The organism is Deinococcus sp. QL22 (assembly GCF_023370075.1).
GTDB lineage: Bacteria > Deinococcota > Deinococci > Deinococcales > Deinococcaceae > Deinococcus.
In genome coordinates this window covers 404,723-426,187 of sequence record NZ_CP097150.1, presented here as the reverse complement: position 1 = coordinate 426,187, position 21,465 = coordinate 404,723, and the positions used below count along the sequence as shown (strand labels likewise).

Annotated in this window: 28 protein-coding genes and 1 pseudogene; 20 read left to right on the top strand and 9 right to left on the bottom strand. The window is 59.1% G+C overall.

The genetic code is table 11. The features are described 5' to 3' along the window. Positions 1–19 precede the first annotated feature (19 nt). Positions 20–511, top strand: a complete 492-nt coding sequence (locus M1R55_RS18160; RefSeq protein WP_249394337.1) for a transposase — start codon at positions 20–22, stop codon at positions 509–511. An 18-nt stretch (positions 512–529) separates the two neighbouring features. Here M1R55_RS18160 and M1R55_RS18155 read toward each other — a convergent pair whose 3' ends face one another. Then, positions 530–2,440 carry a transcriptional regulator, SARP family protein gene (locus tag M1R55_RS18155; protein WP_249394336.1) on the bottom strand — a complete coding sequence of 637 codons (1,911 nt, stop codon included), beginning with the start codon at positions 2,438–2,440 and terminating at the stop codon, positions 530–532. A gap of 242 nt (positions 2,441–2,682) precedes the next feature. Here M1R55_RS18155 and M1R55_RS18150 point away from each other — a divergent pair, with 242 nt between their 5' ends. After that, positions 2,683–3,780 carry a transposase gene (locus M1R55_RS18150; protein WP_249394335.1) on the top strand — a complete coding sequence of 366 codons (1,098 nt, stop codon included), beginning with the start codon at positions 2,683–2,685 and terminating at the stop codon, positions 3,778–3,780. A 269-nt stretch (positions 3,781–4,049) separates the two neighbouring features. Here the strand turns inward: M1R55_RS18150 and M1R55_RS18145 are convergent, their stop codons facing one another. The 4 genes from M1R55_RS18145 to M1R55_RS18130 form a co-directional block, all read right to left on the bottom strand. Then, positions 4,050–4,280, bottom strand: a complete 231-nt coding sequence (locus tag M1R55_RS18145) for a hypothetical protein (RefSeq protein WP_249394334.1) — start codon at positions 4,278–4,280, stop codon at positions 4,050–4,052. Positions 4,281–4,377: 97 nt separating this feature from the next. Next, positions 4,378–5,040, bottom strand: coding sequence for an HNH endonuclease (locus M1R55_RS18140; RefSeq protein ID WP_249394333.1), 663 nt, complete (start codon positions 5,038–5,040; stop codon positions 4,378–4,380). 19 nt (positions 5,041–5,059) lie between these two features. Beyond that, positions 5,060–5,398, bottom strand: a complete 339-nt coding sequence (locus M1R55_RS18135) for a DNA adenine methylase (RefSeq protein WP_249394332.1) — start codon at positions 5,396–5,398, stop codon at positions 5,060–5,062. A 51-nt stretch (positions 5,399–5,449) separates the two neighbouring features. After that, positions 5,450–5,791 (bottom strand): DNA adenine methylase, encoded by a 342-nt coding sequence (locus M1R55_RS18130; protein WP_249394331.1) that lies wholly within the window; start codon positions 5,789–5,791, stop codon positions 5,450–5,452. 117 nt (positions 5,792–5,908) lie between these two features. On the opposite strand from M1R55_RS18130, the gene M1R55_RS18125 reads away from it, so the two are divergent. The 3 genes from M1R55_RS18125 to M1R55_RS18115 all read left to right on the top strand — a co-directional run bounded on the left by M1R55_RS18125 (position 5,909) and on the right by M1R55_RS18115 (position 7,241). Next, entirely contained in the window at positions 5,909–6,280 is a 372-nt protein-coding gene (locus M1R55_RS18125; protein ID WP_249394330.1) for a hypothetical protein, read from the top strand. Between the two features lie 90 nt (positions 6,281–6,370). After that, on the top strand, positions 6,371–6,763 hold the full coding sequence (locus M1R55_RS18120) for a hypothetical protein (RefSeq protein ID WP_249394329.1): 393 nt from the start codon (positions 6,371–6,373) through the stop codon (positions 6,761–6,763). Positions 6,764–6,830: 67 nt separating this feature from the next. Further along, positions 6,831–7,241, top strand: coding sequence for a hypothetical protein (locus M1R55_RS18115; protein WP_249394328.1), 411 nt, complete (start codon positions 6,831–6,833; stop codon positions 7,239–7,241). Positions 7,242–7,278: 37 nt separating this feature from the next. Here the strand turns inward: M1R55_RS18115 and M1R55_RS31775 are convergent, their stop codons facing one another. Beyond that, a complete protein-coding gene (locus M1R55_RS31775) occupies positions 7,279–7,413 on the bottom strand; it encodes a hypothetical protein (protein WP_256566014.1) in 135 nt (44 codons plus the stop codon). An 83-nt stretch (positions 7,414–7,496) separates the two neighbouring features. Then, positions 7,497–7,706 (bottom strand): hypothetical protein, encoded by a 210-nt coding sequence (locus M1R55_RS18110; RefSeq protein WP_249394327.1) that lies wholly within the window; start codon positions 7,704–7,706, stop codon positions 7,497–7,499. 478 nt (positions 7,707–8,184) lie between these two features. Between M1R55_RS18110 and M1R55_RS18105 the strand changes: the two genes are divergently transcribed. From M1R55_RS18105 to M1R55_RS18085, 5 genes are all read left to right on the top strand, one after another. Next, a complete protein-coding gene (locus tag M1R55_RS18105; protein WP_249394326.1) occupies positions 8,185–8,340 on the top strand; it encodes a hypothetical protein in 156 nt (51 codons plus the stop codon). A gap of 915 nt (positions 8,341–9,255) precedes the next feature. Next, a complete protein-coding gene (locus tag M1R55_RS18100) occupies positions 9,256–9,879 on the top strand; it encodes a hypothetical protein (RefSeq protein WP_249394325.1) in 624 nt (207 codons plus the stop codon). Between the two features lie 129 nt (positions 9,880–10,008). Further along, complete coding sequence (locus M1R55_RS18095) at positions 10,009–10,416, top strand: hypothetical protein (protein ID WP_249394324.1); 408 nt, start codon at positions 10,009–10,011, stop codon at positions 10,414–10,416. Between the two features lie 129 nt (positions 10,417–10,545). After that, a complete protein-coding gene (locus tag M1R55_RS18090; protein ID WP_249394323.1) occupies positions 10,546–10,767 on the top strand; it encodes a hypothetical protein in 222 nt (73 codons plus the stop codon). Continuing rightward, positions 10,764–11,198 carry a hypothetical protein gene (locus M1R55_RS18085; RefSeq protein WP_249391324.1) on the top strand — a complete coding sequence of 145 codons (435 nt, stop codon included), beginning with the start codon at positions 10,764–10,766 and terminating at the stop codon, positions 11,196–11,198. The genes M1R55_RS18090 and M1R55_RS18085 overlap by 4 nt, the downstream gene beginning before the upstream one ends. A 690-nt stretch (positions 11,199–11,888) precedes the next feature. On the opposite strand, the gene M1R55_RS18080 is transcribed toward M1R55_RS18085, so the two are convergent. Next, a complete protein-coding gene (locus tag M1R55_RS18080) occupies positions 11,889–12,215 on the bottom strand; it encodes a VOC family protein (RefSeq protein WP_371827202.1) in 327 nt (108 codons plus the stop codon). Positions 12,216–12,291: 76 nt separating this feature from the next. On the opposite strand from M1R55_RS18080, the gene M1R55_RS18075 reads away from it, so the two are divergent. Together M1R55_RS18075 and M1R55_RS18070 are read left to right on the top strand one after the other, a co-directional pair. After that, on the top strand, positions 12,292–13,176 hold the full coding sequence (locus M1R55_RS18075) for a LysR family transcriptional regulator (protein ID WP_249394322.1): 885 nt from the start codon (positions 12,292–12,294) through the stop codon (positions 13,174–13,176). A gap of 258 nt (positions 13,177–13,434) precedes the next feature. Further along, a complete protein-coding gene (locus M1R55_RS18070) occupies positions 13,435–13,869 on the top strand; it encodes a hypothetical protein (protein WP_249394321.1) in 435 nt (144 codons plus the stop codon). A gap of 298 nt (positions 13,870–14,167) precedes the next feature. Here M1R55_RS18070 and M1R55_RS18065 read toward each other — a convergent pair whose 3' ends face one another. Further along, positions 14,168–14,605, bottom strand: coding sequence for a hypothetical protein (locus tag M1R55_RS18065; RefSeq protein WP_249394320.1), 438 nt, complete (start codon positions 14,603–14,605; stop codon positions 14,168–14,170). A 174-nt stretch (positions 14,606–14,779) separates the two neighbouring features. Here M1R55_RS18065 and M1R55_RS18060 point away from each other — a divergent pair, with 174 nt between their 5' ends. From M1R55_RS18060 to M1R55_RS18025, 8 genes and pseudogenes are all read left to right on the top strand, one after another. Next, complete coding sequence (locus M1R55_RS18060) at positions 14,780–15,676, top strand: GGDEF domain-containing protein (RefSeq protein WP_249394319.1); 897 nt, start codon at positions 14,780–14,782, stop codon at positions 15,674–15,676. Further along, a complete protein-coding gene (locus M1R55_RS18055; RefSeq protein ID WP_249394318.1) occupies positions 15,636–15,836 on the top strand; it encodes a hypothetical protein in 201 nt (66 codons plus the stop codon). Before M1R55_RS18060 ends, M1R55_RS18055 begins: the two co-directional genes overlap by 41 nt. A gap of 391 nt (positions 15,837–16,227) precedes the next feature. Further along, positions 16,228–16,434, top strand: a complete 207-nt coding sequence (locus M1R55_RS18050) for a hypothetical protein (protein ID WP_249394317.1) — start codon at positions 16,228–16,230, stop codon at positions 16,432–16,434. 360 nt (positions 16,435–16,794) lie between these two features. After that, complete coding sequence (locus M1R55_RS18045; RefSeq protein WP_249394316.1) at positions 16,795–17,367, top strand: hypothetical protein; 573 nt, start codon at positions 16,795–16,797, stop codon at positions 17,365–17,367. A 160-nt stretch (positions 17,368–17,527) separates the two neighbouring features. After that, a pseudogene (locus M1R55_RS18040) lies at positions 17,528–18,502 on the top strand (carboxylesterase/lipase family protein); the annotation flags it as partial. A 12-nt stretch (positions 18,503–18,514) separates the two neighbouring features. Continuing rightward, a complete protein-coding gene (locus M1R55_RS18035) occupies positions 18,515–19,120 on the top strand; it encodes a carboxylesterase family protein (RefSeq protein WP_249394857.1) in 606 nt (201 codons plus the stop codon). Between the two features lie 41 nt (positions 19,121–19,161). After that, the gene (locus tag M1R55_RS18030) at positions 19,162–19,923 is read left to right on the top strand and encodes an META domain-containing protein (RefSeq protein WP_249394315.1); all 762 of its coding nucleotides are present in this window, start codon (positions 19,162–19,164) and stop codon (positions 19,921–19,923) included. A 474-nt stretch (positions 19,924–20,397) separates the two neighbouring features. After that, on the top strand, positions 20,398–21,381 hold the full coding sequence (locus M1R55_RS18025) for an IS4 family transposase (protein WP_249394856.1): 984 nt from the start codon (positions 20,398–20,400) through the stop codon (positions 21,379–21,381). The last annotated feature ends 84 nt before the right edge of the window (positions 21,382–21,465 follow it).

The following is a 21,465-nucleotide window of genomic DNA, read 5'->3' as shown; positions in this document are numbered from 1 at the left end:
CCAGACCGGTCTGTCGCTGATGCTGTCGGTCGGCAACTCTTGGTTCCCACGCGGTTCCGGCCGGCAGTTCAAAGTCCCCACGCGCTGGGGATCTCAAGGACGACTCAACTTGATCGGTACGCTCGCCGTGGACGCCCAAGGTGAGCACTTGGCGGTGCGACAGTTGACAGCGTCCTGCACGCAAGATGATGTCACCGCGTATCTCGACACCCTCGCTGAACAGTCTGACGACGCGCAGCGTCGTTCAGGCACAGCACGGTTGACGGTCGTGATTTTAGACAACGCCTCATTCCATCGCAGCAAGGTCATTCGAGCACGAGAGCCGATCTGGGCGGCCAAAGGGCTGCTGCTTCGATACCTCCCGCCGTACTGCCCCATGCTCAATCGCATTGAAACGACCTGGCGCAAGCTGAAAGGATTTCTAATGCCTCGGCGCTGTTACGACACGGTCAGTGAACTCCAAGCGGCCTTGTTGATCGCTCTCCAAGCCCTCGGAGCCACCCTGATCTAAAACTTAACAAGGATGTACTTAGTCGTGCATTGAAATAGGAAGGCTGTTACAAATTTTCATCCAGCGAGGCCGCTCAATTAGTTCGCGCTGCACCCACTGTTCCAAGCTCTTGAATGTAGCTCGTACCCCGATCGGACCATCAAGATTGAGAATCGCCGTTAACAAGTGTTCAGCTAGGTCAACCTCGACGGGAACAAATTTCAGTAGACCTTGAGCAAGCTTCTTACAATGGGCGTAGTCTCCAGCAGCACTCAGCTGGGTTAGCCGCCGCAAACCCACGCTAATCATCTGCCGTTCTATCGCATCACGCTCCTCACGCACCCACTCAGTTGCTGCGTCTGGCAGAAACGAACCCGTATATTCTTCTAAAGCATGTGTGAGTTGCTCATCGTCGTAGCAAATGAGGGCACTCCGGAGGCGTGCAGCATCCCACTCAAAATTAGCTCCCTCGCACTCAATGGCGTATTCGCGACTCTCTTTATGATAGGTCACGCGTAAATAAGGTACTGAAAGCATCAACTCGTGCTTAGCTTGATGAAAGTAATTGCTGGTGCGTCTTGGATCGTCATCTGGCCACATCGCAGTCAAAATCTGTTCTCGCTTTGCCGGCCCCCGAGCTAGAAGATACGCCAGTAGCTCAACTGTGCGTTTCAAGCCCAGTGGAACTTCCGTGCCATCAACCTCCAGATAAGCATTACCTAGAGTAACTAGACGAATTTGAAAAGGCTGGTTTCCTGTTACCCGCATCCAAACATTCCGTAGCGTGGCAAGATCTGAATCATCTTGCTTACTGACTACCAATGCAGTCACCCGCGGGAGTAAGCGCAACTCTGGCACAAGTGCAGCCACACTCCCCACGGCATGACTCAACTGTATGGCACGCTTTAGAGACGAGAGAGAAGCACCCATACTACGGTCTGCCAAGCTCTCAGCAAGGTGCAGTTCGGCCCATGCCGTTTCACGAGGTAGATCCAGGGTAGCGAAGTTATCTCGGGCTTGAGTCAACGTCGCTACAGCCTGTGCCTCTTCCTGAGCTGCCTGCCAATACCCCTGTCGTAAGGTCAACAGCGTACGCTCCCAACTGTTTGAGGGCAAGCGAGAGGCACGTTCTATGTGTGCAGCGGCCTTGGAAAAGTCATGCTGTACGGTAAGAACAGTTGCTGCACCCAAAGCAGCTAGAAACTCAGTACACAGTTCGCCCTGGAGCTTTGAAGTCTGCACGGCCTGTTCGAAACTTTCCAACGCAGCAGCCCACTGACCTTGTGCCCGCTTCAGGATGCCCGTAAGGTACTCTTGGTAGGGTAGTCTTCTGGCCTGGCAGGCACACGCCTCATTTAAATCTGTCTCCGCTTCCCTATATTGGCCAGCGTAGATAAGCAGTTGCGCGCGAGTGAGAAGCGGCTGAAGCCGCTTAGATCCTGTTGTTACAGAAATAGCCACAGACGCGTAGTGAAGGGCAGCTGCCTCACGCCCGAGAAGGCCGTAAACATACCCGAGCAGTTGCGCTACCGGACTAACCAGAGGCTGACCGGCCTCATTCATGGCCACCGTGATGCGCCAAGCTTCTTCCAATTCCCAGCGCGCGCGATCCAATTGACCATGGTACAAATACAAGGCCCCCGCCTCCCGAGCCATGAGTGCCTGATCCATTTGAGCCAGATCGGATCGAGAGAGATTGTCTAGTTCTTGCCATGCAGCTTTGGGTTCCCCTAGATGTCGGAGAACTGTCGCAAGTTCCACACTTGCCCCCTGCTCTCCTTTAGCCTTGGCACGCAGCAGAAGATCTTTAGCTGGCAACAGTTGCCCTTGTAAAAAGAGGCAATAAGCACCCCAACGGTCGTCGGCCCCATTCGGTTGGGATAGGGCCGAATAAAGATTGCTCCCATGTTCGGGCTCACCTTCACAGATCGCCTTTAGGATTACATGCATGCTAACCTCTACGGCATTAAGTGGTTCCCTAGCCACTATCCAACTCAGCGTAATATTAACTACGATTGAAAAGGCTAAATTCGACAAGATAACCGTAGCCCTATACACAAACGGAGGGGGAAATTAAGTCTGATCTTAACGGTATTAATATACATGTGCAACTCTGCTCATGGGAGCAAACCACGCTCTATCCGACTTTTATTGGTACTCCGTTGACTCATGGAACGGGTGCAAGCTAGGGAATGGACACCCAGCAGCTCATTCCTGAACCGTTGGAGCAGTACTGCCAGCTGTTCGACGCGGCGTTTACGCGTCCCACACAGCAAGCCACGTTTCGAACGTATCTGCAAGGTCTTCTCCTGGGAACGGAACGTCACAAAACAGCGACGGGCCTGGCGAATACCGAACCGGGTCAAGCGGGCAGCCGACACAAAGACGCACATCGTGTTCAGTGGTTCTTGTCTGAGAGCACTTGGGATCTGGAAGAGTTGAATCACCTGCGCTTAGCGATGCTGCGAACGCTTGCCAGCACCGCGCCGTGTGACGGCGCGGTGCTGGTGATTGACGAAACAGGCGACCGGAAATACGGCACGCACACCGCGCATGTGGGTCGCCAGTACTTGGGAAGTTTGGGCAAGGTCGACTCGGGCATCGTGACCGTTCATGTGCTGTATGACACGCCACATGCGTATGTCCCCCTCAAATTTGTGCCGTATACACCAGCCCATCATTTTGAACGCAAGACGAATGATCCGGCATTCAAAACCAAGCCCCAACTTGCCATTGACCCCATTGATGCTGTCCGGGTCGATTGGCCGTATCGGGCAGTGGTTGCAGAGAGCTTCTACGGGCAAAACGAGGTCTTCCAGACCCACCCGATCCGTCAACACATTCCCTTCGTGTTGGCCCTGCCCGCATCCCACACGTGGTGGCATACCGCAGACCAGCCAGGGAGTGCCCTGGAACTGGCGCTGCACGCAGCGCCAGAGGCTTGGCAACCTCTCGTGCGCACGTATGCCGATGGACATCAAGAAATCAAATGGGTCGCTGAGCTTCAGGGCGGCCCCTTTGGGCCGCACCAGATCTTTCGGCTGATTGTGGTCACGCCAGATCCGGTGGCGTTGCCAGAAGACCGCACGGAATACCTGATTTCTAATCTCCGCGAGGGTGAACAAGACACCATGGTGTGGCACGCCAAGACGCCGCCAGCGACGCTGTTGGAGATCGCTTTGCTCTATGCCCGGCGGCCCCGAATTGAGCAAGCCTACCGCGAGGTCAAGCAGCATTTGGGCTGGACACACGGTCAAGCACGCTCCGACCTGGCCCTCCGACGCCATTGAAACCTCGTCTGCGTCGCGTTCTGTTTCTTGTATTGGGAAGCGTCACAGCCGATAGATAAAGATCCCACGACAGCGCCGCACGACGATCACCCACCCTCAGCGGCGGCTGAACAGCCGCCGACTTGGCGTGCTGCTCTGCGTCGTGTCCGGTGCTATTTGGAACCCTTTGTCTGGATCTGGCGAGCGTGGCGTGCCTTCACCACAGCTGAGCCACCCAAGACCCTGCTCGCGTTGCTCAGGTCTGTGGCGCAAGGGCAGCCCCTCTCGCTCTACGTCACCTCAATGCCGTCCACAAGGGCATTCTTCTCAAAAGTCAACGGAGTACCAATAATGCAGCGGTTGAGCCGAACCGAGACTTCGTTGTTGGTCAGCCCTTCAGCCACCAACCGCACCACGTTCAGCTCCCAGGGTGTGAGCTTGGCCAGCATTTCACGCGCCTCGGTTTGGCGGCGTGTCCGCTCGGCGCAAGTGGGGCAAGGCGCGGCAGGGGCATGGAACATCAGTCCGCCGTTTCAGGCAAGACAGCACTGAGTTGGGCACGCGTAAGGATTTCTGCGAGCTGCGGACATACGCTGTTGCTGAGGCAAAAGAAAAGATTCACGGTGAATTCCTCCGGGCTGTACCGGCCAAGATTCGGCCCATGTAGCCTTTGCTTACGCCCAGTAATTGAGCAATTTCAGCTGTTTTAACGCCCGTCTGACTCAAGGCACGCGCCTCATCAAATTGCTGTTGAGACAACTTGGCGAAACCATTGGCTAGACCCTCTTGGGGCTCCCATAGGCCCGTCTCTCGGGCGTGGGCGTTGTTCTCGGCAGGTGAAACCAGCTCCAAATTAGGCAGAGCATTGCTGGTTTTGCAGCCGTCTCGGTGGTTAATCTGTTGCCCAAGTGGCGGAAGGCTATGGGCCGCACTCCAGACGATTCGGTGTACCAAAACCATCACCCGCTGGTCTTTATTGCTCAGGCAAGCTCTGAGGTAGCCGTGAGGTTGCAGAGCACCAATGGCTTTCAGAGGAGTTTTTGATTGGACTGCATAGACCAAGCCAGTGTCCAATTGCACTGTCAGCCGTCCCAGATCAAGCAGTTGCTTCACTTGGAGGTCGTTTTGACGAACCTTCCAGTTCCGTTCCTTCGATTTCCGATCTTGCTGCGAATTGTCCCCGGCTGATTCCTCGCCCGCCAAGGATTCCAGCTGAGCTTCAAGGTTGGCGTCTCGCCAGTGTTTCCGGCTCAAGCGATCTTGCTCAGCACTGCGGCGCACGCGGGCGCGTTGACAGTTTCTACACTGAGACTGCAAGCCATCGCTGGCACGCTTGTCCTTGGAAAACTCGGTTATATCTTGGGCTACTTGACACGTTGCCGAGGTGGGTGCGGAGCACGTCCAGCAGTTCGTCGTGCTGCTCTCGGCTCTGCATTTCATGCTCGTACATCCGAGAGCCACTGCGGATCTCCCGCAAATACGGTGGATCAACGTACAGAAGCGCGTCCTTGCCTTGCGTCTGGGCAATCAGCTTGACAGCGGGCATCTCGCTGATTTGGGCGTCTTTCAGGCGAGCAGCCGCTTGCAGCACTCGCTCAGGCAGAATCTGCCAGGTCGTGACAGGAGACTGTCCCGCCACATCCCGAAAGCGCCAGCTGCTGCGAACCGTTAGCGGGCGGCGGCCAATCTGCTACCAACTGGCGACGATCAGGCAGCGGGCGCGTTCGAGGTCGGTGAGGTCAGGCTGCTGGAGTCTCAGGTGGGCATCGCGGTACTTGCCTTCTGCCCAGGGCGTGACAGAGAGCATCCCCGCCAGAGCCGCGCCCTGCTCACGCAATACCCGGAACAAAGTCACCACGTTCTGATCGAGGTCATTGATGACTTCCACGCGGGTCGGCTCTTTACTGAAGAAGACCGCGCCAGACCCAAAAAAGGGTTCGACATAGCAGTCGTGGGCGGGCAGATGGCCGCAGACCCACTCCGCGATGCGCCACTTGGCACTGGGCCAGCGCAGAACAGGGGCAGCCGTCATACCGCACCCCCAAAGAGTGGCGTAGATGCTTTCTGACGCCCGGTATGCCCCGCCGCTCTGGGTTGTGTCAGCTGATCCTGTGGATTTTTCAGCGTGCAAAAGGTTACCGTAGGCCGCATGTACCGCATCCGCCGCACGACCTTCCCCAGAGGCCAGACTGTCGAAGTGCCTCGCTACCGGATTGAGGCTGCTCCGGGCAACAAGGTGGAGCTGACTCAGGAAGTGCGCCGCGTGCGGGTGGAATTTCCCACCCTTGATGCCCGCGCTGTCGCCTGCGCCACAGATATTCAGCCGGAAGGTTGGGAGATCCGGGGCCTCATCGCCGTGGATGCCGTGCGGTTCGCCCAAGCCCTTCAGGACGCCATGGCCACCCACACCTCGCGCAAGTTCGGGGCTGTGCTCGGAGACGAGTGGTATCTGCTGGCCCCGATTGAATGGCACGTGCCCCCACAGGCAGGGCCGTTCGTGGTTGTCGGCCTGTACCGCTGAAGGCGTCTGCTCAGGGCCAACTGTTCTCGGTGCAGTGGGTGAAGTGTGCGCCATATGTTTTTTGAGGTGAGGCGGGCTACTGTAGGCCGCATGTACCGCCCCAGCCACACGCCCTTCCCTCCAGGTCAGACCGTCGAGCTGCCCGGCTACCGGATTGAGGTTTCCCCTGACCAGAGCCTGGAATTGATCCGGGAACCCCGGCAGAGGGTAGTGGATTTCGCGGCGATGGACACCCACGCTCTTGCCTGTGCCCTGGAGGTGCGGGCGGAGGGCTGGGAACTGAAGGGGTTGATCGCGGTGGACGCTGACGTCTTCGAGCAGGCGCTTCACCATGTGATGACCGACCACACCTCGCGCAGGTGCGGCGCCCTGCTGGAAGACGACTGGTACCTGTTGATTGCGGTGGAAGGGCCATTCCCCACAGGCAGGGCAATTCGTGGTCGTGGGCCTGTACCGCTAGCCCTGGCCCCTGAAGACGTATAGCCCTATGGGCAAGCAATGGGGGGGAGAGCGGGGTTTGCTTCCTACAGAGGACGTTAGGGTACGCCGCATGTACCGCACCCGCCGCACCTCTTTCCCCCAGGGCATGAAAATTGAAGTGCCTTGCTATCAGATCAATGCTTTCACCGGCCAGGACTTGGATCTGAAGTCCGAAGATCAGTTCACTACAGTGGATCTTGCAGACTTTGATGCCCCCTCTATTGCGAACGTCATGCGTGCTCGGCCCGGGGGCACGGAGATCTGTGGCTTGATCGCTGTGGATTCGCGTCAATTTGCGGAGGCGTTCGAGCAGGCAGTCGCGAACGGCCCAGCCCACAAGTTCGGTACGGTGTTGCACGACGTTTGGTACCAGTTGGCCCCAGTGGAATTGATGTTCTCCCCACGTGCGGGGGAGTACGTGGTTATCGGCCTGTACCACCAGCCCGCTCACGCCCCACGCCCCGGCGTGCTCAGGAAATAGCGCCCCGCGTCCTGCCGCAGCAGCCCCTCGGCAGTCTTCAGACCGTCTTTACCCAGGGCCGACCTGCAGATGCGGGGTTCATGTTGCGGCGCTTGGCGTGGCGGGCAATGATGCTGTCGGCCTCAGAGACCGTCACGTTGCGGGTTTGAGGGAGGATGCGGGTCGGGCTCATGCGGGCACCACCCAGGGTTCAGCAGCGCCGGAGAAAGCGGGCTCAACTTTGACCTGGAACTTGAGCTCTGGCTGCCCCTCCTCTCACACCACGAAATCACAAGTGGTGGGGTCCTCCCAATCCTCATGCACGTTGCTGGCAAACGCCTCAGCCACGTCCCGAGCCAAGGTCACGTCAAACGGGCCTTCCAGGTCGCCCAGCAACCACACCCCCGGCTGCTGCATCCACCGTTGCACATTCTCTGGCACGGCGCCACCCTCACGGTCAAGATTGACCAGTGCGAACGTCCGCATCAGAACAACTCCAGCTTGCCTGTGTCCACATAGTCCGCGTTGGGGCCAGCCCAGCCTGCCTCAGCGTCGGCTTCCTGTGGCCATAAAGAACCCGCCGATCAGGGCGGGGCGCTGTGGCTGGTGGGGAGTCATGCTCCCGCCGAAGCGTACGACAAGCGTAGCAGGACACCGCACGAAAAGCCGGGCAATTCTCCACACCATGGAGGTCTGAAAAGCCGCCAACGCGACTCACTCAGATGAATGTTCACCTCCATCACCCTCGGCTGATAAGCCAGGGCACGATCAACGATCTGCTCAGCGGTCATTGGCCGGTCTCGCCAGTACATGTCATCGGTGATTTGAGAATCCAAGACCCATTACATCAAGTTCCCAAGCAGCTCCTCACCTTCCTCTTCGTCACGGTGGTCAGTGGTCAGCAGACAGTGCACGAAGGCAATGCGTTGAAGGCGGTCTGGAGGCTGATTCGTCCCTGTTCCGAGTGGCCGAGGATGACCAGGGGCACATCGCTCGGCTGGATGACAACCTGCTGCTGTTGGCGTTGGCGGGCCTGTGGTCTGCCCAACCTTCAGAAGAAGGTAAGCGGCTCAGCTGCACCGTCATCCTCCGGCTGCCGACGGACGATCTCAAGGCATGACTGAACGCGCGCGCTCCAGAAGCGAAAGCCGTGGCCCTGGGCCGTTGGTGATCCGGCCTCATCGCGCCTCCTGACCTGTCACACCCTTAGACCGGCCTGCGCCTCACGCCTTTAGGAAGCCCGACCTGAACGAGGAACCCTCTCGAGCCAGCACCCTTCCGCAGATCGGGTGGCATTGCTTTCCACAGGAGTGAAACTCAGAATCAGGTACGGCATGTGTTCAGGCAGACCCGGCTGAGCGGCTCGGCGCTGGGTATAGCAGGCCAGTGCCAGTTGATGTACCCCTTGAGTCATCGGGCCGATCCAGAGCGAACCGGTATATCTGACCGTTGAGCGCCAGCCATCCTGCCAGCGCAACACCACCTGCCATTGAAGAAGTGAAGGCGCCGTCATGACCCTAGTTTGCCAGATGAAGCGGGCTATGGGGGCAGAGTTGCCCTGAACTTTCCAAGCACACCTGGTCAATCCACTCGCAGCTCTTTGAAAGTACCGAGCCTGTTGACAGTGGGGGTAGCGCGCTTGAGCTTGGGGGAATAATTCTCGTGAGTCCGTTGGGCCAGAAACGCTGGTTTTCTGGGAAAGGGGTGTCGTGCTGGCTCTCAACCTTCCCCAGGTCGGTGGAATGCCAGTGGCGTTCTGGCTGCTCGTGACGAGGTTGGTCGCTGGTGTTGCCTTCTATCAATGTCTGCTCTCCGTCTGCCATGCGGCCTGTGAAAGCAAGACAACCGTGCTCCGGTGCTTGGAGACAGAGGGTGGACGCTGACGGTGCTGGCCTTGGGGGAGGACACGCATCTGCGGTCTCCACCGGTTCAAAGATGGCCTACCTTATCGGGATGTCGTTTCTGTTCGTTCAACGTTCCGCTGTGGTTGCAGTTCTGTACACTCGGTGAGCGCTTCCTGGTAGTGATGGCGCCCATGAACCACGAGTACTGGAATGGGGAGGAAGAGGAACTGGAAGCGCCCGAGGACGAGAACCTAGACCTCGGTGTGCTGGCCTCAGGCCACATCAGCACGACGGGGGTGTTCAGCCTGCCGCTGCCGATCGGCAAACAACTTCCTCCACATCTCTTACAGCCTGCCGAGCACGCGTTCCTGAGTGCGGACGATTATCTGTACAGTGAATCCCCCTGTCCGCCCAAGGGGGCGCTGAAGATCAGCGATGTCAGAGCTCAGGGCCTCTCCTTTGAGACGTTTCATCCTCTGCCGAAGGGATTTAAAGGCACGGCCACCGCTGTTCTGGGGCAGGCCTACCTGGCCGATACCTTCTTCAAACCCGGTTCTACCAACACCAGCAGCTATTCCAGTTCGCTCCGTCTGGTCTACATGGATCGTCCCGTCACGATCCAGGGAAAGATGAACTGCGCCGCCGCTGACTTAGACTTATCGGACGTGAGGGAGATCAACCTCAAGCTGCCTGCCGGGTGGAGCTACATTCAGGTGCTGCACCCGACGTTCTCGAACGAGACGGGCAGCACGCGGTACGAGAATGCCCCAGCTGTGAAGCTGAATGAATGGGAGTACAGGAAGGCAGACCAATAAGGGGCAGGACGGAACAGCTTAACGACTCCGGATGGTACTCCGTTGACTTCCGGGAAGGAAGTGCCCTACACGCTGATGGCCTGACACAATTTATGAGAAAGCGTCCCCGGTAGGGGACACTTTCTGTTTGTGAAGACCGAAAATGCCACCGGGGACGCCCCCCGACTGTACCAAGCGATCCTGCCCCACCTCCACCCCGCCCTGTGGAACGACGTCCGCAACGCCCGTACGCTGGCCTGGATGGTCAGCGGCTTGGTGCTGTCCCAGAGCGTTTCCATTCCCTCCTGGCTGCCGCACATCCACTCCCAGGCCACGGTCGCCCAGAGCACCGAACGTCGCTGCCGACGGTGGCTGGAGAATCCAGCCATCGCCCCTGGCAGTGTGTATGGCCCCCTGATTACCCGAGCCTTGCGGGATTGGGGCCCGCATTCCCTGACGCTGGCGCTGGACACCAGCATCCTGTTCGGACGCTTCTGTCTGATCCGGGTGGCCGTCCTCTACCGGGGACGCGCGGTACCGCTCGTCTCCGCGTCCTAGAGCATGCCAGTGCTCAGGTCGGCACCGAACAACTCCTGCCTGTCCTCGCCGAGGTCAAAGGCCTGCTGGATTTTCTTGGGCTGCGATGTTCGACTCCTGGCGGATCGGGGTTTTTGCGACACGGCCTTGATGGGCTGGCTCCGCGTCTGCGGATGGCACTTCCGCATCCGCATCAAATCGAGCCTGATTCTGGCCGCTCCAGACGGGCAACGGGTCTGCACCATCGGAAATCAAACTCGCAGCGCGCGAAACGCGCTGCTTCCTAACGTCACGATCACCGGACACCGATTTGGGCCGGTGCATGTGGCTCTGGGCCGTCCACGGACGGCCCAGAGCAGTGGCAGGTGGTGAGCGATGAACCCACCAGTCGTGCAACGTTTGCTGAGTACGGCGAGCGCTTCCAAATAGAGGAAGGATTCTTGGATGATAAGAGTGGCCTCTTCGGTCTGGAGGACTCCAAACTGCGTGATGCCGCCAGCCTCGAACGCCTGATCCTGGTGATCTCTGTGGCCACGCTCCTGCTCGTCTCCGAAGGACTCCAGCTCGTGCAGCAGGGTGTGCGCAGAACCATTGATCCCCATTGGAACCGCGCCCTGAGCTATTTGAAACTTGGTTTACGCGGCGTCCACTTCGCGCTGAGCCGGGGGCAGGCAGTACTCAACCGCCTGACGCTCCAAGGAGGCGCCGATCCGGCGCCTCCCGGACGTCGCAAGAAATCGCATGTCAGTTCTGTGGACGCTTTAGAAGGCGGCTGGGTGCTCAGATTTCGCTCTCCCTCATAAATTGTGTCAGGCCGTCAGGCCCTACACGTGGTTCTGGGCTATTCAGATGGCGGCTATGCTTGCGTGCTGGACAGCTTTTTGTTCAAGAGTCAACGGAGTACCAATAATAGAAGGTATTGATGCCCTCGATCCTCAGTTTCATCTCGTTCTGATATAGGCGACACCCCTTGGCTTTGGCGGGGCCGTACAGCGTGGCATAGATGTTGCCGCAGATTTCAGCGTGGGCCTGACTGGTTCCCACCAGTGCGCGGGTTGATCCATGCAGGGGTTACACATACTCGCGCTTCACCGGGCTGCTCTCCTCTGTGCGCAGGTACTCGGCTACGCTCATGGCTTCCGGGGGGAAGGCGCCCATACCTCCAGGGTATGCGGTGAGGCGGCACCGGAGAAGCCATCTGATCCAGCATCCACGTCACCATGGGCTTGTCCCGGCGCACAATACCGTGCCTGGTTTGCCCCAAAGTGACGCTTTGTCGAGCGAATGAGGGCCACCACTGTGAGCAGGTGCGCCGAGACACGGCATCCTGCATCTGCCAGGGCAACTGCCGTTGTGCCCAACGGCTCACAGGCCAAGCCTGGGCGAATAAGGCCAAGATGCCCTTTCCGCAGTTGGAGCTGTTGGCGTTATTGGTCGGTAAAGAGTGTCACCTGCAAGCCATCCGGACTCAGCACCCGGGCATTCAGAGAATTTCAGGGCGTTTGTCTGACCGGGTTCGTCAGCACGCCACCGACCTGCTGAGCCAGCGCCGCTGCCGCCCCGCTATCGGGCAGACCCAGAGCCAGTCGCAGGTCACCGGACACCCGCCGCCCCACCTCGATCTCGTCAATCCGCTCCGCGTGATTCTCATCCACAATCTCCAGCGTGGCCCGACCTGCTTCTAGAATAATGACGCGGCCTTCGGATGACTCCCAAGCGCCCAAGGCCCGCGTGCCGAGCAGTGCCTGGTAGAAGGCTTTGCTGCGCTCGTAGTCACGGGTGGTAATGACTAGTCGGAGTTCGTGTACGGCGTTGTCCATAACTCTAGTGTGGACGTCCCACCACCGGAAGTCTCATGCTTTTCCAGCCGCGATCTATGCCTACAATGCATGGATCATGCTGGAACTTCGCCATCTACGGGCCTTTGTGGTGCTCACGGAGGAGCTGAATTTCACCCGAGCCGCCGCACGGCTGTACATGACCCAGCCCGCCCTCAGCCACCAACTTCAGCGTCTGGAAGGCGAGCTGGGCGTGACCTTATTCCAGCGAACCAGCCGCCGCGTCACACTGACCCCAGAAGGCGAGCGTCTCCTAGAATTGACCCGCACCGTGCTCACCACCCTTGATGAGGGACTTCAGGCGTTGCGCCGGGACAGCATGCCTCAGGTTCTGCGCGTGGGCTTCGCGGATTACGTCGGTCAGACGGATATTCCGGCTCGCCTTGGGCGGCTGATTCAAGCGGTGCCGGGGCTGAAACTTCAGCAGATCGAGGGCACCACCCTGGAACAACTCCATGGCTTGACGACGGACAGTCTGGACGTGGGGTTTTTTGTCGCACCACAGGTTCGCTGCCCCGGCATCCAGCAGCGGCGGCTCTGGATGGAAGAGTTCTGGCTCGCCCTGCCAGTGGGGCATCCCCTGGCTTCATTGGATCGGGTTCCCTTCCAGGCTCTGAAGGGTCAGCCCCTCCTGCTCAACTCGCGGGAGAGTAACCCAGACCTGTACGACCACTGGCAAGGCATGTTCACCCAAACAGGCGTTCAACCCCGACAGGTCATCAACACTGGCGCGCGGATGTACTCGTTCGCGGGCATGATGCGCCTCGTCGCTGAGCAGGAGGGCCTGTTTTTGATCGTCCGTTCCCTGACGGCTCTCGCTCACCCTGGGGTCACGTTCCGGCCTGTGCATGATCCGTGTCCAGCCCTGCCCCTCCGCATGGCCTGGCGTCAGAGTCTCCCAGCAGTAGTGCAGGCGCAATTGCGTCAGATCTTCACGGAATGAGGGCCATCATCAGGGCTCAGCCACTGATATGTCTGAGTGGCTCAGCACGGTGGAGGTGAAGGAACCTTGCTGCCCAAAGAGCGGAACCACCTTGAAGATCAGGGTCAGAGCGTTGAATCACAGTGCTTTTCCAGATCCTGCTGAACCGCATTTCCGCTTTGCTGCGAGCTCTTCAACACACTGCGATATCAAGCATAAGCCCAAATTTTTAATTAAATGACCTCTTCCTTCTTTTTAAGTGAACTGATACAACACCTTATGGCTTATCTCAAACTCAGTGAACAGGTTCAAAAACTCAGCAATCTTCAACGCAGTGACGCCTTTGTTAAGCAGTTTCAGATTGCTGTGCGTGAAGGCAAGATCGAAGCAATCAAGCTTCCGGGGGCCCGCTTTGAACTGCCCAAACAGTTCAAGCGGCGAAGCGGAGACGGTGAGACCTACAACAAATTGGCCAGAGACATGCTGTTTGAAGTGACGCCTGAATTTCAGGCCTGGTTTGAAACAATAGACGCGCAACTGAGAGAAGGCCGGGCTTTTGCCCCCCGCGTCTCCCTCGAAAGCATTGAATCTGGAGCCGTAGACTTTAAGGCGTTGGCTGCCCACACCCGTCAGCAGCTGGAAACCAGCTTTCTCAAGGGCCAGAAATTAGGCAGCGCGAACAGGGAAGCCAAAGCCCGTTCTAGGAAAAAATAAGTTCTCCCGCGCGCCCCGGCTCAGTGCTGGGGCTTCCTGTTCCTCTCACCACCAATTCTCGCCAGGAGTGCCTCAGCTCTGGAGCGGTTTATAGAGGTAAAGCGGGGGAGTCAATATCGGCGATAGTACGACTGGATACCGAGATTCCTTTTACAGGAGTAGCCCTGAATTCGCGCTGTTCTACACGGTGATTCGTTAGTCCAGAGGAATGAAGCCGGGGCGAGTCTCCCAGAGCTGAAGTGCAACGTGAACAACCGAACAGCCCCCGCCCACAGCCGAAGCTGGAGCGGGGCGTCTGTTAGTGGAGGGTGCGGCGTGTGAAGCTTTCAGCGCCTTTGGGTGGTAACCCCCTCACCAGTTCCGCCTGAACGATCGCGTCCACGTCCTCAGTCACTTGTTGCTGTGTTTTCTGTTCCCATTTCAGTGCCACAAAGGGCAACTCGACCCCCCCAAGCATCGCCGTGTCGACCTGATACGTCTTAACGGTGACGGTCACGACATCCGGCTTCTCTGCTGGCCAGCCTTCCACATACACGGTACAGTTCGCGGGAAGGTGCTGTTCAAGATCTTGCTTGAGCTGTTCCAGGTGGACATGGAGTATTTGGGAGGACATGTCCTGCAGCCTAAGCGCAGGGGACTCACCACCGTCTGACAGGGACGTCGGGGGGCAGATGAAGGAGCCAGCCCATCCCTCGCGCCGCTCCAGATCCGGGCCTTCACGTTTATCCTTATCCACTTGGGGGTATACCCCAACTGAACAACAGGAAATGGATCGGCTTTGTGGCAGGAAAGACTCTTGCAGGGACGCGCAGAAGCACCCACCAACGCTTAAGGAAAGGTATGGAGACGAGCGTCTGAAAGCTGACCGTCACCGGTAACACCGGTGGCCCAGACGATCAGAATAGCAGGCATGCCCGAAGATCACGCTGAATTTCCCGAAGTGCTGATGCGGGCGGTGACGTCGGCGACCAACGGCATCATCATCACCAGCAGCCAGGGTGACCGGCCGATCCTGTACTGCAACCCAGCGTTCGAGCAGATGACGGGTTACTCGCCCAGCGAGGTTCTCGGACGCAACTGCCGCTTCCTGCAGGGTACGGACACTGATCCGGAGACCCGGGCGCGCCTCCGGCAGGCCTTGAACGCCGGTGAAGGCATCGACGTGGTCATTCTGAATTACCGCCAGGATGGAACGTCGTTCTGGAACGCGCTGAACCTCGCCCCTGTTCATGATGAGCAGGGCCACCTCACGCACTTCGTGGGCATCCAGACGGACGTGACGCAGCGCGTGCAGCTCCAGCGCACCCTGGAGAAGCAGCTGCATACGGATGACCTGACCGGGCTGAGGAACCGCGCGTACTTCATGCAGGCCTTACAGGTGGCCGTGCGTGGTCTGGAATCCGGCCGGCTCTTTGCGGTGGGCTTCGCTGACCTGGATGGATTCAAGGCAGTGAATGACGCCTTTGGTCACGAGGCGGGAGATGCATTGCTGCGGGAAGTGAGCGTCAGGCTGCGGCAGTGCCTCCGGCCAGAGGACATCGTGGCCCGTCTGGCAGGAGACGAGTTCGTGATCCTGGTGCGGGCCATGACGGACTGTGCCCTGGACGCCCTCGCGCAGCAGCTTCTGAAGGCGCTGGAACGTCCTGTTCAGCTTCAGGGAGTTCCGGTGCGGGTGCAGGTGAGTCTCGGCTTTGTACTCCCGTCCGCAGGGATGGATGCCAAAGAGGTGCTGGCGGCAGCAGACCGGGCTATGTATGACGCTAAGCATGCGGGAAAGCATACGTTCATCATTCGCGACTGCCGCTGAAGGCTGGAACACGTTGCCGGGCCTCGTGGACATTGCCACGGGCGGCGTTGTAGCGGCTTCACTGGGCTGCCGCCGGATCGGTGATGTGCCGTTCTCCATCCAGCGGCTGCTTAAGCGGTATCAGGCGACTGTGTATCAAGCGTATGGCTGGGAAAACTAAACAACCCTGCACTGAAAGTACAGGGGTTTGGAAGCGACTAAAGTCGCCTTGACGCTATGACCCTTACGCCGCTCTCTCTTGGACGGGTCGCCTTTCATTCCGTATCGGTTGCAGGGTAGTTTTTACCTTCTCTGCCGAAATGTCTGATCTCACAGCCGCTTGCACTAAAGTACATGGCTTAAGACCAGCGCGTTGGAACAGTGAACCAAGGGATACTTTGTATTCGTCCCAGTGGGCTGGCCTGGTGCCGTTCTCAGGCCTGGGGTGGCCGAACACCGGGTGCTTGAGGTGACCACCCCGCAATGTCCCCAGCCCACAGCTGCCTCCTGCCCCCTGAGGGAGACTGTGTGCCCGCTTGAGCCCGTGCTAGAGCAAGCGGAAGAACCCGATCATGCCTAAAGAGAAAATCCTAACCTACCAACAGACCCACCCTGCAAACCTCGCCACCATCGACGCCCTAAAACTCGAAGGCCTGCAACCAGCGGACGGTCAAACCGTGGCTGCCCTGTTTAAGCTCCGGACAGGCGACCGCGAACACCTCAGCGGCCTCGACCGACGAGCAGACGCGGTGCCGCTGCAAGTCAAGGCGTCCTCTTAAGCACTGGCACGCTCCCCAGAATGGGGCCGAGGCGACCCTGGATTGCCCCCATAAAACTGGACGGCGTGAAGCAGAGACCAAGGCTCGCCATCCCCGCCCTGATTTGTCAAGCTGGAAGACGAGGAGACGTGCAGTTCTGGGAAGTTGCTGCAAGAGGCCAACCTTCTCCAGCCTACCCGAACGAGCGTATCCGCCTTGACCAGAAGAAAAAATGAGAAACAAGCGTTCCAGACATGGCCACCCCTGCTTTCCCATACCCAACCCCGAATTAAGGCAACACAACCGAGTAGACCAGCGGTAGCGACGCTGCGGAAGAGCCATCCCTTGCCGGATTAGGCCCGCTCATGCAACAGTAATGGTATGAAGAAATTGTTGCTGGGTCTGGTCGGACTGAGCGCAGCGTTGGCAAGTTGCGGAGTTGGGGTCGCACCTGATGGGAGTGGCGATGGACGCGTGTCTCAACTCCGCACTGAATACCGCTTGGGAGCCACTGGGCCATTCATCGGCTGCGACAATGTCGATAATGCGGTGGGGAGTACGCAGGTTTCAGTCTACTTTAGTGTCAGCGGGGGCGTGCAGTCGGTGGACGTAGGACTTCGTGGGAATACCAACAGCACCTATGACGGCAACTACAACTCAACTGTTTCTGGAACCCAATTGGCTTCATTGGGTGGGAACAGCTTCCGACTCACCTTTGACGCGAACCCAGCAACTGGGGGCTTCCTGCCTCAGGCTATTGTTGTCACTCCCGTTCGTGACCGCGTCAAGCTCGTGACCGCTACAAATAAGTCTGGGAGCTTCTACGCTGCTCTCAATGTCAATACGGGGAGCGCCACTTACGGCTTTAACAGCCGATTTATTACCGCTGGGCAAGGCAATGTCGATGTATATAGCAACTGCATAGTTCAAAGTGTCACCAACGAAGACGTTTAAATTTTTCAACTCAAGAAGGCCGCCTCTCCTCGGGGCGGCCTTCTCCTCTTCTCACACTTACCCAACAGGCTCCCCTGCACGTCAGCCCAACTCTAGCTCTTGGCTGAATCTTTGCCGTCTGGTTGGGTTACGTGCGTCATACTGGAACGGCGGAGGTTCCATGAACCCACTTCAAGTTTGCTCTGCCGTTCTCCTCACCGCGCTGCTGAGTCCCCTGGCGCACGCCCAGACCCCTATCTCCATCCAGATCAGCCAAGGCCCAGTCGTCGGCCAGCAGACAGACACCCGCCGCTTCCTGGGCCTGCCTTACGCGGCCCCACCCGTCGGCCCTCTGCGCTGGAAATCGCCCCAGCCTGCCCCCTCCTGGACGACTCCACGGCAGGCCACGCAGTTCGGTGCGGAATGCCTCCAAACCGTGCTGGCGCTCTTCGCCCTCCCGGGAGAAACGCCGGGCACCGTCAAGGGTCAGGAAGACTGCCTGACCTTGAACGTCTATACCCCCAAGGACGCCACGCCGCAAAGTGCGCTGCCCGTCATGGTCTGAATTCACGGTGGGGCCTTTACAGCGGGGTCAAGTGCCAGCTACGACGGCGCTGCACTGGCCCGGAAAAATAACGTCGTGGTCGTGACCATTAACTACCGACTGGGCGCGCTCGGCTGGTTGGCCTTGCCCGCCCTGAGTGCCGAAGCGGGCGGCCAGTCGGGCAACTATGGACTCCAGGATCAACAGGCGGCCCTGCGCTGGGTGCAGGCCAACATCGGGGCCTTCGGCGGCGACCCGGCCAAGGTCACCATCGCGGGAGAGTCCGCCGGGGGAATGAGCGGCTGCGCCCATCTGGCCTCACCCGAGTCCGCCGGGCTATTCCGGGGCGTGATCATCCAGAGCGGCCTGTGTACCAGTCCGGGCAACGCGGTCACGCTGACGCAGGCCGAAGCTCGCAACTCCCGCTACATCACCAACCTCGGCTGCCAAGTCACGGATCTGGCCTGCCTGCGGGCCATCGATCCTCAGAAGCTGCTGTCCACCAAAGTGCCCGGCCTGCGGCCCGCCAGCGCCTTGGTCTGGTCACCCGTGTACGGGGCGGGCATTCTGCCCCTGCAACTGCGCGACGCCTTCGAGAGCGGGCGGTTTAACCGGGTGCCCGTCATGAACGGAACCAACCACGACGAGGGGCGGCTGTTCGTCTCGGTCGCCTCTCCCAGCGGCAAGCCCATCAGCCCGGTGCTGTATTGGGGCGGCGCGGGATTGACGGTTGGGCTGGTGAACACCAGCCGGGCGCTCGCCCGCTATCCCTACCGCCGCTACGGCACGCCTGCTCTGGCGTTTGCCACACTGTTTACAGATGCCGTCTTCAGCTGTACCGCCCTGCGGGTCAATCAGGCGCTCTCAAAACATGTCCCGGTGTACGCCTTCGAGTTCAACGATCCGCAGGCCGCCACCCTGCTCAAGTCGCCGGGCGACCTGCCCAGACTGGGTTCGCACCATTCCAGTTCGCTGGCGTATGCCTTCCAGGCCCCAGTGATCGGTCTCTCCGATCCGGCCCTGTTCACGCCCGCCCAGCGCCAACTCTCGGACGCCTTCAGCGGCGCGTGGATGGCTTTCGTCAAGACGGGAGCCCCCGCTTCGACTTGGAACCGTTTTGCCACTGCTCAGGGCAACGTGCAGGTCTTTACGCCTACCGGCGTGCAGACAAGCCTGAACTTTGCCAAAGACCATCAATGCGAGTATTGGCTGCCCCTAAATCTGCAATGAGGGGCGTCGGTAGACGCCCTGCTCTCCCCCTGAGGTGACCCATGAACCGAACCCGACTCCCTCTCCTGCTGTCCCTCAGTGGCCTGCTCACCTCCACCGCCCTCGCCCAGAGCGGGCAGATCGCCGACGGTACCTGGACTTTGCGGGAACTGCGCGACGCCTCTGGCAGCACACGCTTTGGTGGCCTAGATGCCCCGACCCTGCGGCTGCTGGGCACCGGCATCAGTACGGCTGAGGGCACCCAAGTCTCGGGCTTCGCCGGCTGCAATACCTTCAAGACCACCGGGGTCTTCACGGCCCTGACCCTCAAGCTGCGGCCCATCGCCACGACCCGGCGGGCTTGCCCGGAGCCGCAACTGGCGTTGGAACAGCGCTACTTGAACGTCCTCCAAGGCGCGCGGGTCTACCGGCGTCAAGGCCAGACGCTGACCCTGACAACTGGCCAGGCGCAGGCGATCTACGTGTACGGCAGTGAGGCGGGGCGGCGGCTGGTGACCACCTGGCGGCTGGTCGGCTTTCAGGGCGACACGCCGTTAACGGTGACCTTCTCCGCCGATGGGCAAATCAGTGGCTCGGGCGGCTGCAATACCTTCCGGGGGCGCTACAACGTCGACGATCAGGCGTTGTCGGTCGGGCCGCTGGTCAGCACCCGGCGGGCCTGCTCCTCTCCTGAGCTTCAGGCGCAGGAACAGCGCTTCCTGCAAGACCTCCAGCAGGTGACGCGTTTGGAGGTCACCGGCGCGCTGCTGACTTTGGTCACCCGGGACGGTCGCCGGCTTCAGTTCGCCCGACCAGTCAACTGAAGCGGGCACAGTCGCTGAGCCGTGTGCCAAGGCCTGTTGACTCCTCGCTCAGGTCTGACCGGGGGAGCAGCATGCTGCTCCCCCGTTAATGGCTAAATTCGAGCTTAGAAACTATCCGACGACTAAACAACCCTGCACTGAAAGTACAGGGGTTTGGAAGCGACTAAAGTCGCCTTGACGCTATGACCCTTACGCCGCTCTCTCTTGGACGGGTCGCCTGTCATTCCGTATCGGTTGCAGGGTAGTTTTTACCCTCAGTAGGTGACAACTTCAGATTAGCTACGTCCCGGACGTCGAAAAATGCCAGTCGCCCCCATCAAGCTTGATGGGGGCGACTGGCAGCGTTCTCCTGAAGGTGTGAAATCAACAGCATCCGCTTCCCAGCAGGCGACCGCACTGACCCAGCACTTCAAAGCACACGCGAGCCATTTGCGCATCGATACGCTCCAACGCTCGGTTGACGTGGTGTTGGCCATGATTGCGGCCAAGAGCGTCAACCATCATGACCTGAGTGCTCATATGCCAGGGGTCAGCACACCAAGCGCAAAGAACCGACGCGCCGACCGCACGTTCAGGGATGACCAGCTGAATATGGCTTTTTTTGTCGCCCTGCTCGTCGCCCATCTCCCACCGGGCAAAGTGTTGATGAGCTTGGACCGCACGAATTGGGAGCATGGGGAAACGCCGATCAACTTTCTGGTGCTTGGCGCCGTGGTTCAGGGTTTCACCATCCCCCTGATCTGGACGCCCCTGGATCAGGCGGGGAACAGTCATCGCTATGCACGAATGTGGCTGGTCTTGAAACTCCTGCAGGCCCTGCCAGCGAAACGCTGGTTGGGCCTGGTCGCAGACCGCGAGTTCATCGGGGCCGAGTGGTTCGGCTTTCTCAGGCGCAAAGGAATCAAGCGTGCCATCCGCATCAGGCACAGCGACTTGATTGACGACATGCGGGGGGGAGAATGGTTTGACCATGTCCAACACGGCCATTTTCATGAGATAGACCAGAAGGTCGTCGTGTTCGGGGAGTTGATGCGGGTGGTGGCGACGAGGTCTCCAGTCGGAGACCTCGTCATCATCGCGACCGATTTCAGCGCCCGGAAAACGTGGAAGCTTTACAAACTTCGCTGGTCGGTGGAATGCACTTTTAGCAGCTTCAAGTCACGGGGTTTCGACCTGGAACGCACAGGCATCACAGATGCTGTCCGTCTACAACGGCTGTTCGGACTGGTAACCATGGCGTGGATATTCTGCCTGCGACTCGGGGTCTGCCTGAACCAGAGCCAACCGATCCCCGTCCTCAAACACGGTCATAAGGCCGTGAGTCTGGTCCGACATGGTGCTCAACATCTCGTGGATGCCTTGCGCTGGAAACCCGAGCAATTCAGGGTTTTTCTTGAACTGCTGACGCAACCTTTTTCCCCGCTAGGAGCGGCTGGAAGTGAAGTTGTCACCTACTGAGGTTTTTACCTTCTCTGCCGAAATGTCTGATCTCACAGCCGCTTGCACTAAAGTACATGGCTTAAGACCAGCGCGTTGGAACAC

Coding starts and splice junctions, on each gene's coding strand:
- M1R55_RS18145 (WP_249394334.1), bottom strand. CDS start 4,280: ATGTTCCATGCCCCTGCCGCGCCTTGCCCCACTTGCGCCGAGCGGACA.
- M1R55_RS18155 (WP_249394336.1), bottom strand. CDS start 2,440: ATGCATGTAATCCTAAAGGCGATCTGTGAAGGTGAGCCCGAACATGGG.
- M1R55_RS18125 (WP_249394330.1), top strand. CDS start 5,909: ATGTACCGCATCCGCCGCACGACCTTCCCCAGAGGCCAGACTGTCGAA.
- M1R55_RS18160 (WP_249394337.1), top strand. CDS start 20: ATGCTGTCGGTCGGCAACTCTTGGTTCCCACGCGGTTCCGGCCGGCAG.
- M1R55_RS18035 (WP_249394857.1), top strand. CDS start 18,515: ATGAACGGAACCAACCACGACGAGGGGCGGCTGTTCGTCTCGGTCGCC.
- M1R55_RS31775 (WP_256566014.1), bottom strand. CDS start 7,413: ATGAGCCCGACCCGCATCCTCCCTCAAACCCGCAACGTGACGGTCTCT.
- M1R55_RS18030 (WP_249394315.1), top strand. CDS start 19,162: ATGAACCGAACCCGACTCCCTCTCCTGCTGTCCCTCAGTGGCCTGCTC.
- M1R55_RS18025 (WP_249394856.1), top strand. CDS start 20,398: ATGATTGCGGCCAAGAGCGTCAACCATCATGACCTGAGTGCTCATATG.
- M1R55_RS18150 (WP_249394335.1), top strand. CDS start 2,683: ATGGACACCCAGCAGCTCATTCCTGAACCGTTGGAGCAGTACTGCCAG.
- M1R55_RS18050 (WP_249394317.1), top strand. CDS start 16,228: ATGCCTAAAGAGAAAATCCTAACCTACCAACAGACCCACCCTGCAAAC.
- M1R55_RS18075 (WP_249394322.1), top strand. CDS start 12,292: ATGCTGGAACTTCGCCATCTACGGGCCTTTGTGGTGCTCACGGAGGAG.
- M1R55_RS18110 (WP_249394327.1), bottom strand. CDS start 7,706: ATGCGGACGTTCGCACTGGTCAATCTTGACCGTGAGGGTGGCGCCGTG.
- M1R55_RS18080 (WP_371827202.1), bottom strand. CDS start 12,215: ATGGACAACGCCGTACACGAACTCCGACTAGTCATTACCACCCGTGAC.
- M1R55_RS18120 (WP_249394329.1), top strand. CDS start 6,371: ATGTACCGCCCCAGCCACACGCCCTTCCCTCCAGGTCAGACCGTCGAG.
- M1R55_RS18115 (WP_249394328.1), top strand. CDS start 6,831: ATGTACCGCACCCGCCGCACCTCTTTCCCCCAGGGCATGAAAATTGAA.
- M1R55_RS18055 (WP_249394318.1), top strand. CDS start 15,636: ATGCGGGAAAGCATACGTTCATCATTCGCGACTGCCGCTGAAGGCTGG.
- M1R55_RS18100 (WP_249394325.1), top strand. CDS start 9,256: ATGAACCACGAGTACTGGAATGGGGAGGAAGAGGAACTGGAAGCGCCC.
- M1R55_RS18130 (WP_249394331.1), bottom strand. CDS start 5,791: ATGACGGCTGCCCCTGTTCTGCGCTGGCCCAGTGCCAAGTGGCGCATC.
- M1R55_RS18060 (WP_249394319.1), top strand. CDS start 14,780: ATGCCCGAAGATCACGCTGAATTTCCCGAAGTGCTGATGCGGGCGGTG.
- M1R55_RS18070 (WP_249394321.1), top strand. CDS start 13,435: ATGGCTTATCTCAAACTCAGTGAACAGGTTCAAAAACTCAGCAATCTT.
- M1R55_RS18045 (WP_249394316.1), top strand. CDS start 16,795: ATGAAGAAATTGTTGCTGGGTCTGGTCGGACTGAGCGCAGCGTTGGCA.
- M1R55_RS18090 (WP_249394323.1), top strand. CDS start 10,546: ATGGGCTGGCTCCGCGTCTGCGGATGGCACTTCCGCATCCGCATCAAA.